This is a genomic window from Myxococcales bacterium (assembly GCA_016717005.1).
Taxonomy (GTDB): domain Bacteria; phylum Myxococcota_A; class Polyangia; order Haliangiales; family Haliangiaceae; genus UBA2376.
Map to the genome: position 1 here is coordinate 664,272 of JADJUF010000039.1, position 14,403 is coordinate 678,674.

14 protein-coding genes are annotated in these 14,403 nt (G+C 74.0%); 8 read left to right on the plus strand and 6 right to left on the minus strand.

What is annotated here, in order from left to right; translation table 11 throughout:
- Positions 1-67: 67 nt before the first annotated feature.
- A complete protein-coding gene (locus IPL61_33790; GenBank protein MBK9036162.1) occupies positions 68-4,456 on the plus strand; it encodes a DUF4215 domain-containing protein in 4,389 nt (1,462 codons plus the stop codon).
- A 278-nt stretch (positions 4,457-4,734) separates the two neighbouring features.
- Here IPL61_33790 and IPL61_33795 read toward each other — a convergent pair whose 3' ends face one another.
- The 6 genes from IPL61_33795 to IPL61_33820 all read right to left on the minus strand — a co-directional run bounded on the left by IPL61_33795 (position 4,735) and on the right by IPL61_33820 (position 10,502).
- Entirely contained in the window at positions 4,735-5,172 is a 438-nt protein-coding gene (locus tag IPL61_33795) for a hypothetical protein (GenBank protein MBK9036163.1), read from the minus strand.
- Between the two features lie 79 nt (positions 5,173-5,251).
- On the minus strand, positions 5,252-6,448 hold the full coding sequence (locus IPL61_33800) for a hypothetical protein (protein MBK9036164.1): 1,197 nt from the start codon (positions 6,446-6,448) through the stop codon (positions 5,252-5,254).
- A gap of 119 nt (positions 6,449-6,567) precedes the next feature.
- Positions 6,568-8,037, minus strand: coding sequence for a hypothetical protein (locus IPL61_33805; GenBank protein MBK9036165.1), 1,470 nt, complete (start codon positions 8,035-8,037; stop codon positions 6,568-6,570).
- 85 nt (positions 8,038-8,122) lie between these two features.
- Positions 8,123-8,446, minus strand: coding sequence for a hypothetical protein (locus IPL61_33810; GenBank protein ID MBK9036166.1), 324 nt, complete (start codon positions 8,444-8,446; stop codon positions 8,123-8,125).
- 85 nt (positions 8,447-8,531) lie between these two features.
- Positions 8,532-8,993: a hypothetical protein gene (locus IPL61_33815; protein MBK9036167.1), complete on the minus strand. Its 462-nt coding sequence runs from the start codon at positions 8,991-8,993 to the stop codon at positions 8,532-8,534.
- A gap of 285 nt (positions 8,994-9,278) precedes the next feature.
- A complete protein-coding gene (locus tag IPL61_33820) occupies positions 9,279-10,502 on the minus strand; it encodes an SET domain-containing protein (protein ID MBK9036168.1) in 1,224 nt (407 codons plus the stop codon).
- Between the two features lie 270 nt (positions 10,503-10,772).
- Here IPL61_33820 and IPL61_33825 point away from each other — a divergent pair, with 270 nt between their 5' ends.
- From IPL61_33825 to IPL61_33855, 7 genes are read left to right on the plus strand one after another with little or no spacing between them, the layout of a single operon-like run.
- The gene (locus tag IPL61_33825; protein MBK9036169.1) at positions 10,773-11,069 is read left to right on the plus strand and encodes a response regulator transcription factor; all 297 of its coding nucleotides are present in this window, start codon (positions 10,773-10,775) and stop codon (positions 11,067-11,069) included.
- A 60-nt stretch (positions 11,070-11,129) separates the two neighbouring features.
- On the plus strand, positions 11,130-11,396 hold the full coding sequence (locus IPL61_33830; protein ID MBK9036170.1) for a RebB family R body protein: 267 nt from the start codon (positions 11,130-11,132) through the stop codon (positions 11,394-11,396).
- Between the two features lie 27 nt (positions 11,397-11,423).
- Positions 11,424-11,708 (plus strand): RebB family R body protein, encoded by a 285-nt coding sequence (locus tag IPL61_33835; GenBank protein MBK9036171.1) that lies wholly within the window; start codon positions 11,424-11,426, stop codon positions 11,706-11,708.
- 11 nt (positions 11,709-11,719) lie between these two features.
- Positions 11,720-12,019 carry a RebB family R body protein gene (locus IPL61_33840; GenBank protein MBK9036172.1) on the plus strand — a complete coding sequence of 100 codons (300 nt, stop codon included), beginning with the start codon at positions 11,720-11,722 and terminating at the stop codon, positions 12,017-12,019.
- 10 nt (positions 12,020-12,029) lie between these two features.
- Positions 12,030-13,166, plus strand: coding sequence for a hypothetical protein (locus IPL61_33845; protein MBK9036173.1), 1,137 nt, complete (start codon positions 12,030-12,032; stop codon positions 13,164-13,166).
- A 16-nt stretch (positions 13,167-13,182) separates the two neighbouring features.
- Positions 13,183-13,656, plus strand: a complete 474-nt coding sequence (locus IPL61_33850; protein ID MBK9036174.1) for a helix-turn-helix transcriptional regulator — start codon at positions 13,183-13,185, stop codon at positions 13,654-13,656.
- Positions 13,653-14,402, plus strand: a complete 750-nt coding sequence (locus tag IPL61_33855) for a hypothetical protein (GenBank protein MBK9036175.1) — start codon at positions 13,653-13,655, stop codon at positions 14,400-14,402. Before IPL61_33850 ends, IPL61_33855 begins: the two co-directional genes overlap by 4 nt.
- Position 14,403: the final 1 nt, after the last annotated feature.

A 14,403-nucleotide genomic window follows, 5' to 3' on the forward strand; every position in this document is an offset into this window, starting at 1 on the left:
CGACAGACGCGCGACACTGTCGATCATGCGGGGAATCTCTGGCGTTAGCCTTGTCTTGAGTCTCGGGTTGTTGGCGGCGATCGGCGGGTGCACCGGCGACGATGCGAACGGTGGCGCGACCCTGGGCGAGGCCTCGCAGGAGGTCATCGTCGGCACCTTCGCCGCCCGCTTCGACGACACCGTCCGCGGCGGCGGCGTGGTCGCCCAGGGCGCGTCGCTGGCCGGCCGCGAGGACGCGACCGTCAACGCCTCCGCCGCGATCACCATCGCCGGCATCCCGGCCGGCGCCACCGTCCAGCGGGCGCTGCTGTACTGGTCGATCTCCGGCGGCACCGACACCACCGCCACGATCAACTCGGTCGCGGTCACCGGGACGCTGCTCGGCACCGCCGGCGACACCTGCTGGGGCGCCAACAACAGCACGTTCCGCGCTGACGTGACCGCGCGGGTCAGCGGCAACGGCGTCTACACGATCGCCGGCCTGCCGTCGTCGACGACCTCGACCAACGACACCGACGGCGTCGGGCTGGTCGTGGTCTACCAGGTCGCGAGCTCGGGCAACCGTCGCCGCGTCATGATCCGCGACGGCGCGATCAGCACCTCGGGCAGCGGCGAGGTCGTCACCGACACGTTCGCCGGCGTGGCCGCCCCGCTGGCCAGCGCTGGCCGCTTCCACGTGGTCGTCGGTGACGGCCAGTCCTTCCCCGACACCGCGCTGTCCTTCAACGGCGTCGGCCTCGGCGCCGATCAGTTCCAGGGCTCGGACGGGTCGCTGTGGGACGTCAACTCCTACAACGTCACCGTGCCGGCCGGGCTCGCCAGCGCCGCCTGGTCGGGCACCACCGGTTCCGACTGCCTGATCTACACGGCGTCGGTGCTCGACTGGAACGTCGCGACCTGCGGCGACGGCGTCCGCACCGGCGGCGAGGCCTGCGATCAGGGCAACACCACCAACGGCGACGGCTGCTCCGCGACCTGCGACGTCGAGCCGGGCTGGACCTGCTCCGCGACCAACCCCAGCGTCTGCACGCCGATCTGCGGCGACGGCATCCGCACCGGCGGCGAGACGTGCGACCAGGGCGGCGGCAACACCACCAACGGCGACGGCTGCTCGTCGACCTGCCAGGTCGAGACCGGCTGGACCTGCACCGGCTCGCCCAGCGTGTGCACGACGGTCTGCGGCGACGGCGTCCGCGCCGGCGCCGAGCAGTGCGATCAGGGCAACACCACCAACGGCGACGGCTGCTCGTCGACCTGCCAGATCGAGCCCGGCTGGACCTGCGCCGGCTCGCCCAGCGTGTGCACCACCCGCTGCGGCGACGGCGTCCGCGCCGGCGCCGAGGCCTGCGACGACGGCGACACGATGAGCGGCGACGGCTGCAGCAACACCTGCGCGATCGAGCCCGGCTGGACCTGCGTGGGCAACACGCCGTCGGTCTGCACCACCCGCTGCGGCGACGGCATCCGCGCCGGCGCCGAGGCCTGCGACGACGGCGACACCATGAGCGGCGATGGCTGCAGCTCGACCTGCGCGATCGAACCTGGCTGGACCTGCGCCGGCAACACACCGTCGGTGTGCGTCACGACCTGCGGCGACGGCATCGTCGCCGGGGCCGAGACCTGCGACGACGGCGGCACGACCCCCGGCGACGGCTGCTCCGCGGCCTGCACGACCGAACCTGGCTGGACCTGCGTCGGCGCACCGAGCGTCTGCATGACGACCTGCGGCGACGGCGTCGTGGCGGGCGCCGAGGCCTGCGACGACGGCGGCACGACCGCCGGCGACGGCTGCTCGGCCACCTGCGCGGTCGAGCCCGGCTGGACCTGCGTCGGCTCGCCGAGCACCTGCACGACCACCTGCGGCGACGGCGTCATCGCCGGCGCCGAGACCTGCGACGACGGCAACCCGAACAGCGGCGATGGCTGCTCGGGCACCTGCGCGATCGAGCCCGGCTGGACCTGCGTCGGCGCGCCCAGCCGCTGCACGACCAGCTGCGGCGACGGCGTGATCGCCGGCGCCGAGACCTGCGACGCCGGCAACATGGTCGCCGGCGACGGCTGCTCCGCCACCTGCGCGGTCGAGCCCGGCTGGTACTGCCTCAACGAGCCCAGCGCCTGCACCGAGCTGTGCGGCGACGGCTTGGTGGTCGGCGACGAGCAGTGCGACGACATGAACACCACCGCCGACGACGGCTGCTCGGCCACGTGCACGATCGAGCCGGGCTGGTCGTGCACCGACGAGCCCAGCGTCTGCACCACCGGCTGCGGCGACGGCGTCATCGCCGGCGCCGAGACCTGCGACGACGGCAACATGGTCGACGGCGACGGCTGCTCGGCCGCGTGCGCGACCGAGCGCGGGTGGTCCTGCGCCGACGAGCCCAGCGTGTGCGAGACCACCTGCGGCGACGGCATCACGGCCGGCGCCGAGGCCTGCGACGACGACAACGAGACCAACGGCGACGGCTGCTCCGATCAGTGCCTGATCGAGAACAACTGGGACTGCGACGACACCGCCGAGCCGACGACCTGCCAGCCGCTCAGCGTCGCGGGCGGCGGCTGCTCGACCGGCGGCGGCGCCGGGCTGCCGCTGGCCGCGATCGTGGTGGCGCTGGCGCTGGCGCTCCGGCGCCGGCGCGGGGCCGCCCTGGCCGCGCTCGGCCTGGCCGCGCTCGTCGGCGGCGTCGGCCCGGTCCAGGCCCAGGTGGTCGAGGGCTCGACCGCCTACCCGGTCGAGCGCTTCCGGCTCGCGATGGATCGTCACGGCGTGCTCGACGTCGAGTCGCCGCGCACGCCCGGGCACCTCAAGGTCGACGTCGGGCTGTGGCTCGGCTACGCCAACGATCCGATGACCGTGCGCGTCGGCAGCGATCGCGAGCGCCTCGGCGCCCTGGTCAGCGATCGGATCGGCGGCGATCTGGTCGGCTCGGTCGGGCTCGGCAAGCGCTTCGCGCTCGGCCTGGCCGCGCCGCTGATCCTGTCGCAGTCCGAGTCGCTCGGCGGGCTGATGACCTCGACCGGCGCGCTGGCCGGCGCCGGCCTCGGCGATCTCGCGCTCACGCCCAAGGCGATGCTGGTCCAGGGCGGGGTCGATCTGGCCGTGGCCCTCACCCTGACCGTGCCGACCTCGGGCGGCAGCGACTACTTCGGCGACGACGGCGTCACCGCCGCGCCGATGCTGCTGATCGGCCGCAGCCAGGGCGCGGTGCGCGTGCTCGCGAACCTGGGCTACCGGGTCCGCAAGCAACAGGAGATGGTCGACCTGGTCATCGACGACGAGCTGTTCGCGCGGGTCGGCTTCGGCTACCGCGCGGGCCGCGCCGACCTCATGGCCGACGTCGCGTTCGCGACCGCGGCGAGCGCGCCGCTCGGCGACTACAACGACAACCACGCCGAGGCCCGCGCCGGCGTCGGCGTCGACGTGATGCCGGGCCTCCGGCTGTTCGCCGCCGGCGGCGCCGGCCTGGCCTCGGGCTTCGGCACCCCCGACTGGCGCGCGCTCGGCGGGCTGTGGTTCGGCTCCAAGCCGGCGCCCGCGGTCGAGGCCGGCCCCGGCGACCGCGACGGCGACGGCCTGCTCGACCCCGACGACCAGTGCCCGACCGAGCCCGAGACCAAGAACGGCTTCCAGGACGAGGACGGCTGCCCCGACGACGACGACCCCGACAAGGACGGCTTCCTCGGCGACGCCGACGCCTGCCCGACCGAGCCCGAGACCAAGAACGGCTTCCAGGACCAGGACGGCTGCCCCGACGCCGTGCCCGACACCGACGGCGACGGCCTGTCGGATCCGGCCGACAGCTGCCCGACCAAGCCCGAGGACGCCGACGGCTTCGAGGACGACGACGGCTGCCCCGACCTCGACAACGACGGCGACACCGTGCTCGACACCGCCGACCGCTGCCGCGACGAGGCCGGCGTCGTCGACAACGGCGGCTGCCCCGACACCGACCGCGACGGCGACACCGTGGTCGACCGCCTCGACAACTGCCCCGACGAGCCCGGCACGGTCAAGAACTTCGGCTGCAAGGAGAAGCAGGTCGTCGTGATGAAGGGCGGCAGCATCGAGCTGCTCGACGTCATCTACTTCAAGACCAACAAGGACGTCATCCAGAAGCGGTCGTTCAAGCTGATCCGCAGCGTCGCCCAGGTGATCGCGGCGCACCCGGAGCTCAAGGGCGTGACGGTCGAGGGCCACACCGACGATCAGGGCGACGACGCCTACAACAAGGACCTGTCGCAGCGCCGGGCCCAGGCCGTGGTCGACATGCTCGTCGCCAACGGCGTCGACGCCGCGATCCTGACCGCGATCGGCTACGGCGAGGAGCGCCCGCTGGCCGACAACACCACCAAGAAGGGCCGCGCCAAGAACCGCCGCGTCGAGTTCAAGCTCACCGGCATCACCGGCAACGTCGTCGACGAGCAGTCGGACCCGACCCTCGACACGATCCAGCCCTGACCGGGCGGCGGGCGCGGTGGCGATCCGCGCGGCGGGCGGCCGGTCTTGATTCGACGGGGCGGGCGCGCGGGTGACCGCGCGGCCCGCTCAGTCGGCGGGTGGCGGGGACGGTGATGATCGGCGGCGCAGGTGACCGCGCAGCCGGCGCAGGGGGGCCCGCGCGCGTGACCGGCGGCCCGCTCCGATGGGGCGGGCGCGCTGGCGGAGCGACGGTGGCCTCGACGGCGCGGGCGCGCCAGTGACCACGCGGGCCCGCTCAGCGCGTCGTCACCGTGTCGTCACGGCTTGCGCGTGACCTGCCAGGTGCCCGTCTGGACGTCGCCGGTGGCGCTGATCTTGGTCTCGAAGGTGCCGCCGATGGTGTCGGGCCCCGCCGCGCCGGTGAAGGTGGTCTGGACCTCACAGGTGCAGTTGGGATCGGTGTACGGCGCGATCGTGCCCGACAGCTGCCCGCCCTCGATCGCCACGAACTCGATCTTGAGCGGTGGCGCATCGGGCGCGCCCATGTGGACCTCGCCGGTCGCCGTGTGGCGGCCCAGCTCGAGCGCGAAGTCGATCGTGCCGTCGCGGCCCGACTCGTTGCCGTGGTAGTCGCCGGACCAGTCGCCGGCGAGCTTGGCCAGCTCGGCGTCGCCGCCCTTGACCTCGACCGCCTTCTGGGTGCCGCCGCACGCGGCGACGAACGCGAACACACACGCGATGCCCTGGTTGCGCATGGCCCCGAGCTTGCCACACCTCGCGGCGGGGCCGGGCTCAGGCCGACCCGTGACCGACCCGTGAGCGTGCCTCGCCGCGCTACATCGACACGACGATCGCTTCGGTGTCGCGGTTGGGCGGGGCGGCGTCGACGCCGACGGCGCGCAGGACGTCGACGACACGGCCGGCGAAGACGAGCGGGTCGGCGTCGGGCGCCCAGCACGCCCAGTAGAGGTGGAGGACGGGTCGGGTCGCGCGGCGACGCCAGTGGTCGGCGAGGTAAAGGACCGCGCCGGTGTGGTTCCGCCGTCGGGCCTCGCCCGCGGTCGCCCAGGCCGCCGACTGGGTCCCGGCGACCCGGGCCATCGCCAGCACGCCGGTCGCCTGGAGCCGGCGGAACGCCTCGGCCAAGCGGGCGGCCAGCGGAGCGCCCGGCCGCAGGGCCACGGGCCGACGGGGACGTCGCGCCTTCGGTGGGCCGAGGGCGGCGATCGCGTCGAGCTCGGCGGCGATCGGGATGGCCAGGCCGCAGGCGACGTCCGCCGGTCCGATCGTGGCCAGCGCCGGCGCGACGGCGGCGTAGACCTCGAGCGTGCGGCGCTTGCCGAGCCGCTCGATCGCGACCCGATCGCCGAGCTCGAGCACGCGGCACGTCGGCCCGCCGTCGATGCCGCCGTGGCGATACTCGACCCAGAGCCGCGGCTGCGGACCGAGCGCGGCCGCGAGCGCGCGGGCCCGCGTGCCACGCCCCGGCGCGACGAGCGGGAACCGCGTCGCCCAGTGCGCGACCAGGGCGTCGAACGCGCCGGCGCCGGCGTCGGCCGCGCGGCGCGCGACGACGTCCCAGGGCTTCGGCCAGCCGTCGCACAGCCCGACCGAGGCGATCACCTGGCCGACCCGCGCCACCTCCACGCGGTTGCCACGCTCGCCGCCGGTCAGCACCAGCTCGTGATCACCGTCGGGGGTCGGCCCCAGGGCGGCCACCGCGACCGGCGCCGGCCCCAACGCCGCGACGACGATCGGCGGCTCGACCAGCGGCGGGCCGAGGGCGGCGAGCAGGCGGTCGATCGCCGCTTCATCGACGAACGTCCACTGACAGTCCCAGGTCCGCGTGAGTCCGTCGGTCCATCGGTCGAGCCAGGCCTCCTGCTCGGGCGCGACGGCGTAGGCGACGTCGGGGCCGCGGTGATCGGCGGGGATCATGAGCCGGAGGTCGTCGAGCACCTGGAACTCGTAGGGCCGGCCGGTCGCCGGCGCCGGCAGCCCCGGCAAGCTCGCGTAGCGGAACGTTCGCATCGCGCCACCAGTGTAAGCGATGGCGATGCGCGCGTTGGCCCAGGGCGCGCGCGGCCCGTACCCCCACGGCGAGAGCGCTCACCGACGCGCTCGTCGCGGCGACCCGCGCCGCGTCCCGATCAGGGCTCGACGGGCGCCGCCAACGGCATCACGACCCACTGGGTGTCGAACTCCTTGCCGTTCGGGACGTCGAGCTGGACATAGACGAAGGCAGGATCACCGGGCGCGATCGCGACCCGGTGGAGCTTGGTGCCGGCCCGGATCGCCCAGGACTGCTTGCCGAGCTCGGTGCCCGCGGAGGTCAGCGTCACGGTCACGGCGCTCGCGGTGAGCGCGAGGGTGAACGTCCCCCAGTCGGTGATCACCGTCCGCGGCGCAGGGGTCCCGAAGGTCCACGACGGCATCGGCCTGAAGGTGCGCTGCCGGAGCCAGGCCTCGGTGGTGAACTCGCCGTTCATCGCGGCGTCCGCATCGTGGCCGAGGGTCTGCAGCCACGCGTCATCGACGCTGCCGCGGTCGGTGATGACGAACGTGGTGGCGGCGCCCTGGCCAGGATCCTGGCGCACGCCCGGCAGCACCACCTTGGCGCCATCCTCGGAGAACGCCGGCAGCCCCAACCGCGGACTTGCACGGTCGATGTCGGTGAGGGGCCCGTAGACCTGATCGATCTCGTTCTGCGGGCGCGCGTAGCCCACCGGCAGGTCGATCCACGCCGCGGCGGTCCAGCCGAGATCGGTCTCACAGGTGACGCCGGCGACCGCGACCGTGCAGCGGGCATCGCCGACGACGTAGCGGTTGTGGGGACCGAGCGCGAAGCCAAAGCAAGGGCCGGCCTCGCTCGGCACCGTCGTCTGCCAGGCCGCGGTCGTGGTCGGCACCGCCCACCGCTGGTCGCCGAGGCGGAGCAAGCACCGGGCCTGGCAGCCGACCTTGTCGCAGGTCGACGTCGCGACCACCAGCTTGATCGCGTCCTGCAGTCCGAACGACGCGGTGGCGCCGCAGTCCAGCTCGCCGCTGGTGCACGGCTCGTCGCCGCTGGGCGCCTCCGACCGCTGGTAGTAGTCGGAGCGCGTGGTCTGCCAGTAGAGATCGGTCTCCCGGCGAGGTCGGGCGCGCTGCGCCTTGAGCCAGCTGGCGCCGACCACCTTGATCGCCCTGGCCGCCTTGCGCGCGCGGGCGTCGATCGTGGGGAAGTGACCGACCACCGGCCCGGTCGCCGTGTCGATCGCGAGCTTGTCGACCTCGAGGCGCGGATACACCCCGGCCTGGTCGGCGCCGTACGTGGCGCCGGAGAACCCGCTCACCGAGAACGCGCCGGTCGGCATGTTCTTGGCGATCGCGACCGGCCGCGGCGTGGCGGCGCGCAGATCGAGCACGAACAAGGTCTTCTTCTGGGTGAACCAGATCAGATCCTGCGAACGGTCGAGCGTGGCGCCGCCGATCGCGCCCTTGACCATGACCACCCCGCCGACCCGGAGCCCGCCGGCGCCGAACTCGACCAGCGCGGTGCCGACCTCCGGATCGGCGTGCGCGGGCGCCGCCGCCACCAGCAGCGCCATCAAGCCCCCCACGACGATCGCCATCTTCATCGAAGCCTCCGGCGTCCGAGCGTAGCGCGGCTGCGTGAGGATCGGGTGCGACAATGGTGCGCCGAGCGCGTCTCGGCCGGTCAGATCAGTTCTCCGCCGGCGCCACGATCTCGAACCAGAGCGTGCGGTCGCGGCTGCAGCGCTGACAGCGCGCGCGCACCTGGCGGCGCCGGGCGTCGTCGATCACCGCCAGATCGTGGTCGATCACCTTGAGCGGCCCGGCGCAGTGCCCGCACAGCGTCGCCGCGGCCCGGCCCTCGATCACGACCGCGGACGGCACCACGATCGGCCACTCGCGCGCGCCGCCTGGCTCGAGGCGCGCGATCCGCTCGCGCGCGCGGACATCGGCCTGGGCCGCGCGATCAGCGGCGCGGCGCTCGGTCCGCGCCCGGGGCTTGCGGGTCGACATCGCCCGAGCGTGCCACAGGCGCGGCCCGCGCGACGCCACGCCGGCGCCGGTTCGCCCGCGCGGGACGCGTTGACTCCGGCGCGGATCAGGCCGGGACCACGACCCGCATCGGCTTGTAGCCCGAGTCGGGATCGTTGCCCTTGGCCTCGAGCCGGCCGCGCACCTGGTAGAGGTTCTTGGACCAGCGGCCCTCGAAGGTCGGCTGCAGCGTCGACGGCAGGTTGATCGAGCCCTCGAAGGTCTTGGTCTCGCCGGCGCCGAGCACGAACTCGCCGCACAGCTGGAACTCCTGCGTCGAGTGCGACACCGAGCGGTGGTAGTCCTCGGAGAACTTCTGCTCCTCCTTCTTGGGGATCGAGATGCGCTCGACGCCCTCGAAGTCGACGAACACGCCCTTGCTCTTGATCTCGGCGCCCTTCGACGTGACGGTGACCCGCACCGGCACCGCCGCGCCGGCGTTCACCTTCTCGGCGTACTGGATCTCTACGGTGGCGGCGCCGCCGGTGACGGCGTGCACGGCCCCCTTGAGCTTGTCGAAGAATCCCATGGTCGTTGTCCTGGTCGCGTGAGGAGAGCGCGCGCGAGGAGCATCCTCAGGCGCGCGCACCGCGAGTGAGCACGATGCGGGCCACCGACGCAACCGCGATCGTGTCGCGCCGGCGCGGGCGATCGGGTGCGCGACGACCCACGCGCCCAGCGACGCTGGGTCTGCCCGACCCCAGCCGTCATCGGTACGGCCCGCGACCCCCCCCCCGGCCGCCGAGCGCGTGCGCGATCGCGTCGAGCTCGCCGATGCGTTACCGATGCCTCGACCGCGCCGATCGATGCGACCTCACGGGAGCTCGCCGGCCGCGACCAGCGCGTAGCTGCGGCGCAGGCGGTCGACCCCGACCGCCGTGGACGGGATCGCCGCGGCGACGTCGCGCCAGGCCGCGGGCGCGCGGGCATCGTCGGCCGCGGTCAGGCCGGTGACGAACGTGACGACCGCGTCGAGGATCGCGCACTCGCCGGCCCGGACCACCGCGCAGGTCCGCGCCCAGGCCGGATCGACGTCGGCCGGCGTCGACGCCAGCGCGATCGCCGCGCGGCGCGCCATCGCGGCCGCGGCCAGCCGGGTCCGGGCGGCCTCGGCGTCGGGCCCGTCGGGCCAGATCCGCGCCAGCTCGAACGCGCGGTGGAAGCGATGATCGTAGATCGTCCCGACCGGCGCGCTGGCCACGCCGGTCGCGGTGGTCAGGTCGAGCGCGACCTCGTCCTCGGGGTTGCCGTCGACCGCGAAGCCGTACGACGCGACGAACTTCGCGTTGTCGTGGGCGCCATAGGAGATCTGGATCTCCTGCCCGGCGTCGAGCGCGCGCGCGGCGCGGACCGTGAACGCGCCAGCGCTATCGTCGTACGCCCAGGTCGCGTCGACGCGCCCGTGATCGAACATGTCGGCGACCGGGACCAGCGCGCGCGCGCCGCCGTCGGCGCTGGCGATCCGGAAGCACCGGCTGGCCGCGATCGCGCGGCCCCACGCGAACTCGGCCAGCGGCAGGTCGGCCAGCTCGGCGACCAGGGTGGTCGCCAGGTCGTGGTCGTCGCGATAGCCGGCCGCCACCTCCCGCACCACGTCGAGCGCGAAGGTCCCGGCCAGCGGCGCCAGGGCCGACGCCGGCCGGAACGCCGGCACCCACGGCGACGCCTGCGGCAGCGCGTCGAGGTACGTCGTCCAGGGTCCCGCGCCGACGGCGCGCGCCCGCGCCAGCCACAGCGCCATCGGGCTGTGGCGCGAGTGCATCATCGCGTCGAACCCGCGCACCGCGGCGACCGCCTCGTCGCCGCCGAGGTCGACGTCGGTGATCATCAGCCGTCGCGGCACGACCACCAGCGGCGCCCCCGCGGCGACCGCCCGGCGCGCGTACACGCTGCGGTTCCCGGCGGCGTCGACGCGGAGCTCGATCGGCTCGAACGCGGCGCCGCCGTCGGCCGCCCACGCCAAGAGCGCCGGCACCGCCTCCGGCGCCGCCGACGCGACCCGCAGCGGCAGCGGCTCCCAGCTCGACACGTCGGACACCCGCGCATCGTACGTCGGGTCGAGCGACGCGCGCGCGGTATGCGCGCGCTCGCCCACCGCGGCGGGGTGACGGCACCGAGGGTCCGTGCGAACTGCCATCGATAGCGCCGTCAACGGCTCACCCCGATCACCCAGAACAGGTGTTTTCATGTATTTGGGTCCGATCATTCGGCCCCATTTACGTATGAGCCGGTCCCAGAAAATCTTGTAGGTCAAATGACTATTCCCGATGATGGACGCGGCGTGAACAGTGGCGAAGTCAGGAGCTGCATGTCGAAGATCGACCGAACCGAGACGGGGCTCGAGCTGCGCGCGTGGACGCTCGAGGTCCACGGCGAGCTCGTGGCCGTGGTCAGCGCGCCCGCCCGCGGCCGCGCGCTCGCGCACGAGCTGACGATCGCCGAGCGCGACATCGTCGCGGGGCTCGTGCGCGGCGAATCGAACCGGCGCATCGCGCAGCGGCGCGGCACGTCCGAACGCACGGTCGCGAACCAGATCGCGGCGCTGTTCCAGAAGCTCAACGTGATGTCGCGCGCCGAGCTGCTCGTGCTCGTGCGCGACGGCTGATCGTCATGGTCGACGAATTGACTATGGAACGATCACGCCCGCGCCGCGCATAGCTAGCCGATGGCCGACATCGTCAATCCCCAGATCACCGACGCGGTCACCCAGACGAACGTCAAGATCCTGGGCGACGCGCCCGCGATGGCGATGGGGCTCCTCTACCAGGCGACCGCGCAAGCGCTCGCCAACGCCGCGCACAACGCCACGGTGATGCAGCAGCAGGCCAACACGATCTTGCAGGCGACGACGACCCAGGGCGTCGCGCTGCTCTACGGGCTCGACACCAGCGCCACCGCCGCGGGGATCGCCCGGATCCTCGCGCTCAAGTAACCCACTCCAACGACCACGAGGTGAGAGATGGCTGACATCGTCAATCCGCAGATCACGGACGCCGTCACGCAGGCCAACGTCAAGATCCTGGGCGACGCGCCCGGCATGGCGATGGGGACCTTGTTCCAGGCCAGCGCTCAGGCGCTCGCCAACGCAGCCCACAACGCCACGACCGCCGGCCAGAACGCCAACACCGTGCTCCAGGCCTCGACCACCCAGGGCGTCGCGCTGCTCTACGGCGTCGACACCGCGGCCGAGTCGGTCGGCATCACCGAGATCCTCAGCGCGCGGAACAAGTCCGGCTACCCGTGAGGAGCTGAGCCATGGCGCGCAAGGTGCTCCTGACCGAGACGGTCACGGCCGAGCTCGTCGCGGGCCCGCCGCCGCCGCCGCCGGACGACGCGCCGCGCCGACCGCACCGCCACGGCGGCCACGACGCCGACGTCACCGTCGCCGTGGTCGGCGTCGCGCCGGGCGTCGCGCTGGCCGAACAGATGATCGCGCTCAGCAGCAGCCTCGGGCTCGCGGCCCACAACGCAACCACGTTCCAGGCCAACCACGCGACCGTGCTCGGCGCCAGCACCGTGGTGGCGGTCGCGACGCTGCTGAGCGTCAAGCGCTGACCGAGGACCCATGCTGGCAGAGCTCATCGCGCGCGTCGCCGCCTCCGATCTGAAGCCGCTGGCCGAGCAGCTGGCCCGCGAGCTGGCCGCCCGCGGCGAGGTCGTCGCGGTGACGGCGCTCGAGGCCCACCTGCGCGAGCTCGTGGCGGCCGCGCCCGGCGCGCCGTCGTTCCTGAGCGCGGTCGAGCACCGCGTGCACGCGCTGGCGGCGGCGCTCGAGGCCGACCTCGGGCGCACGCCCACGCCGGCCACGCCGGCGCGCGGCGCGATCACGCCGGCCACGCCGGCGCGCGGCGCGATCACGCCGGCCACACCGGCGCGCGGCGCGATCACCCCGGCCACCTCGCCACCGTCCCCGGCGCCCGCCGGCGCGTGCCCGCCGCCGCCGCCGATACAGGTCGCGGCGCTGCGGGCGCTGGTCAAGGGCGTGCCCGGCGTCACCGTCGGCGCGCCGCGGATCGATCGCGCGCTGCTCGACGGTCGCGGGCCACGCACGTACGTGTGGCTCGAGGGCGCGCAGCTGCTGGCGATCGGCCCGGCGACGGCCGCGGTGGCCGCGGCCTGCGCGCCTGAGGTCGTGGCGACCCCGGCCTGGCTGCCGAGCTGGCGCGCGCTCACCGAGCTCGGCCGCAACCCGTGGCGCAGCCCCGACGACGCCGACCTCGACGCGCTGGTCGGCGTCGCGCTCGATCGCACCGCCGACGCGACGCCGCGTGAGCCCTACCGCAGCGACCGCCCGCGCCAGGCGTTCAAGGCCGCGCTCGCCGACTGGGCCCGCGCCGAGATCCAGAGCCTCGGGACCCGCATGGCCGCCACGGTCGACGGCGAGGTCACGCCGATCCGCGACGGCGCCGCCCGCGACACGCTGGTCGCGCTGGCCGGCCGCTCGGCGTCGCTGTCGGCCGGCGCGCTGGTGCCGCTGCTGCTCGCCGACATGGCCGGCGGACCGCTGGTGCAGGTGGCGCCGACGCCGGCCGGCGTCGACCTCGACGTGATCGGCCGAGCCGCCGCCGGGTGCGTGCGCGTGCGCGTGGTCCGACTCGCCGGCGGGCCCACCAGCTTCCGCGGGATCGTCCTGCCGCGCGCGCCGCGCGGCGCCACCACCGTCGAGGGCGGCGACGTCCTCGTCACCCTGTTCGGCCCATGATCGCGAGGCGCCCCCCATGACCCAGCAGGTCCGGTCCATCCGCATCGAGCGCACCCTCGCGATCGACCTCGACGAGCCGCCCGATCACCACGACCGCCGGCTCGTGCCCGACCTGCGCCGCCTGGCGGCGATGCTCGATCACGAGGTCCCGCCGACGGCCGAGGCCGCCGAGCTGGTGCGCGCGGTGTGGCGCGGCCTGGTCGACGGCGGCTGGGCCCTGCTCGACTCGTTCGAGCAGGACGACCGCTGGTTCGTGGTCGCGCGCAAGCGCGCCACCGCCGATCCGCGCGCGGCGCTCACCGCGCGCGAGCGCCAGGTGCTCGCGCTGGCCGTGCAAGGGCACTCGAACAAGGTCGCCGCGTTCGAGCTCGGCCTGACGACCTCGACGATCGCGACCTACCTGCGCCGCGCGATGACCAAGCTCAACCTCGCGTCACGCGCCGAGCTGGTGCAGGCGCTGCCGATCGCCGCCCTCGGAGAAGGCCGATGACCGAGCTCTTGATCGTGGACGTCTACCACGACACCCACTTCCTCCACGGCGACGCCTCGGACTGGGCCGGGCTGGTCGCGGACCCGCGCTATGTCGGCGCGATCCTCAAGGCCAGCGAGGCCTGGGGCTCGGCCGCGCCGTGGAGCGTGCGCAGCGACGCGTGGTTCAAGGCGACCTGGCCCCAGGTCCGCGCCGCCGCGGGCGCGCGCTACGGCCAGAGCTTCTTCCGCGGCGCGTACCACTACCTCATCTTCGACGCCGCGCGCGTGCAAGACCAGGCCGACTACTACCTGCGCACCATCGACGCCGGCGGCGGCTGGGACGTCGGCGACCTGATCCCGATCGTCGACGTCGAGCGCGGCGGCGAGCGCGGCCCGAACTTCCACGCGAGCGCGCAGCAGGTCGAGGACACCACCAGCGCGTTCATCGCCGCGGTCATCCGGGCCACCGGCCAGCGGGTGTTGCTCTACGGCCGCGGCGCCATGCGCGACCTCGGCATCCGGTCGCAGATGGGCGCCGCGTACCTGTGGAACCCGTCGTACACCGCGCACCCCGTGCCCGCCGCCGGCTGGCCGATCGAGCAGGTCGTGCTGTGGCAGTACACCGACGGCACGATCAACGCGACCGACTTCCCCGCGGCCGCGCCGGTGCTCGGCGCCGTCGACGGCAGCGTCGTGCTCGCCGGCGACCGCCCCGCGCAGCTCAGCGATCTGGTCACCACGATCGTTCGCCCGTCGACGAAATGAC

Excerpts from the sequence above, each read along its gene's own strand:
- IPL61_33795 (MBK9036163.1), bottom strand. The coding sequence starts at position 5,172 with ATGCGCAACCAGGGCATCGCGTGTGTGTTCGCGTTCGTCGCCGCGTGC.
- IPL61_33800 (MBK9036164.1), bottom strand. The coding sequence starts at position 6,448 with ATGCGAACGTTCCGCTACGCGAGCTTGCCGGGGCTGCCGGCGCCGGCG.
- IPL61_33805 (MBK9036165.1), bottom strand. The coding sequence starts at position 8,037 with ATGAAGATGGCGATCGTCGTGGGGGGCTTGATGGCGCTGCTGGTGGCG.
- IPL61_33810 (MBK9036166.1), bottom strand. The coding sequence starts at position 8,446 with ATGTCGACCCGCAAGCCCCGGGCGCGGACCGAGCGCCGCGCCGCTGAT.
- IPL61_33815 (MBK9036167.1), bottom strand. The coding sequence starts at position 8,993 with ATGGGATTCTTCGACAAGCTCAAGGGGGCCGTGCACGCCGTCACCGGC.
- IPL61_33825 (MBK9036169.1), top strand. The coding sequence starts at position 10,773 with ATGTCGAAGATCGACCGAACCGAGACGGGGCTCGAGCTGCGCGCGTGG.
- IPL61_33830 (MBK9036170.1), top strand. The coding sequence starts at position 11,130 with ATGGCCGACATCGTCAATCCCCAGATCACCGACGCGGTCACCCAGACG.
- IPL61_33835 (MBK9036171.1), top strand. The coding sequence starts at position 11,424 with ATGGCTGACATCGTCAATCCGCAGATCACGGACGCCGTCACGCAGGCC.
- IPL61_33840 (MBK9036172.1), top strand. The coding sequence starts at position 11,720 with ATGGCGCGCAAGGTGCTCCTGACCGAGACGGTCACGGCCGAGCTCGTC.
- IPL61_33845 (MBK9036173.1), top strand. The coding sequence starts at position 12,030 with ATGCTGGCAGAGCTCATCGCGCGCGTCGCCGCCTCCGATCTGAAGCCG.
- IPL61_33850 (MBK9036174.1), top strand. The coding sequence starts at position 13,183 with ATGACCCAGCAGGTCCGGTCCATCCGCATCGAGCGCACCCTCGCGATC.
- IPL61_33855 (MBK9036175.1), top strand. The coding sequence starts at position 13,653 with ATGACCGAGCTCTTGATCGTGGACGTCTACCACGACACCCACTTCCTC.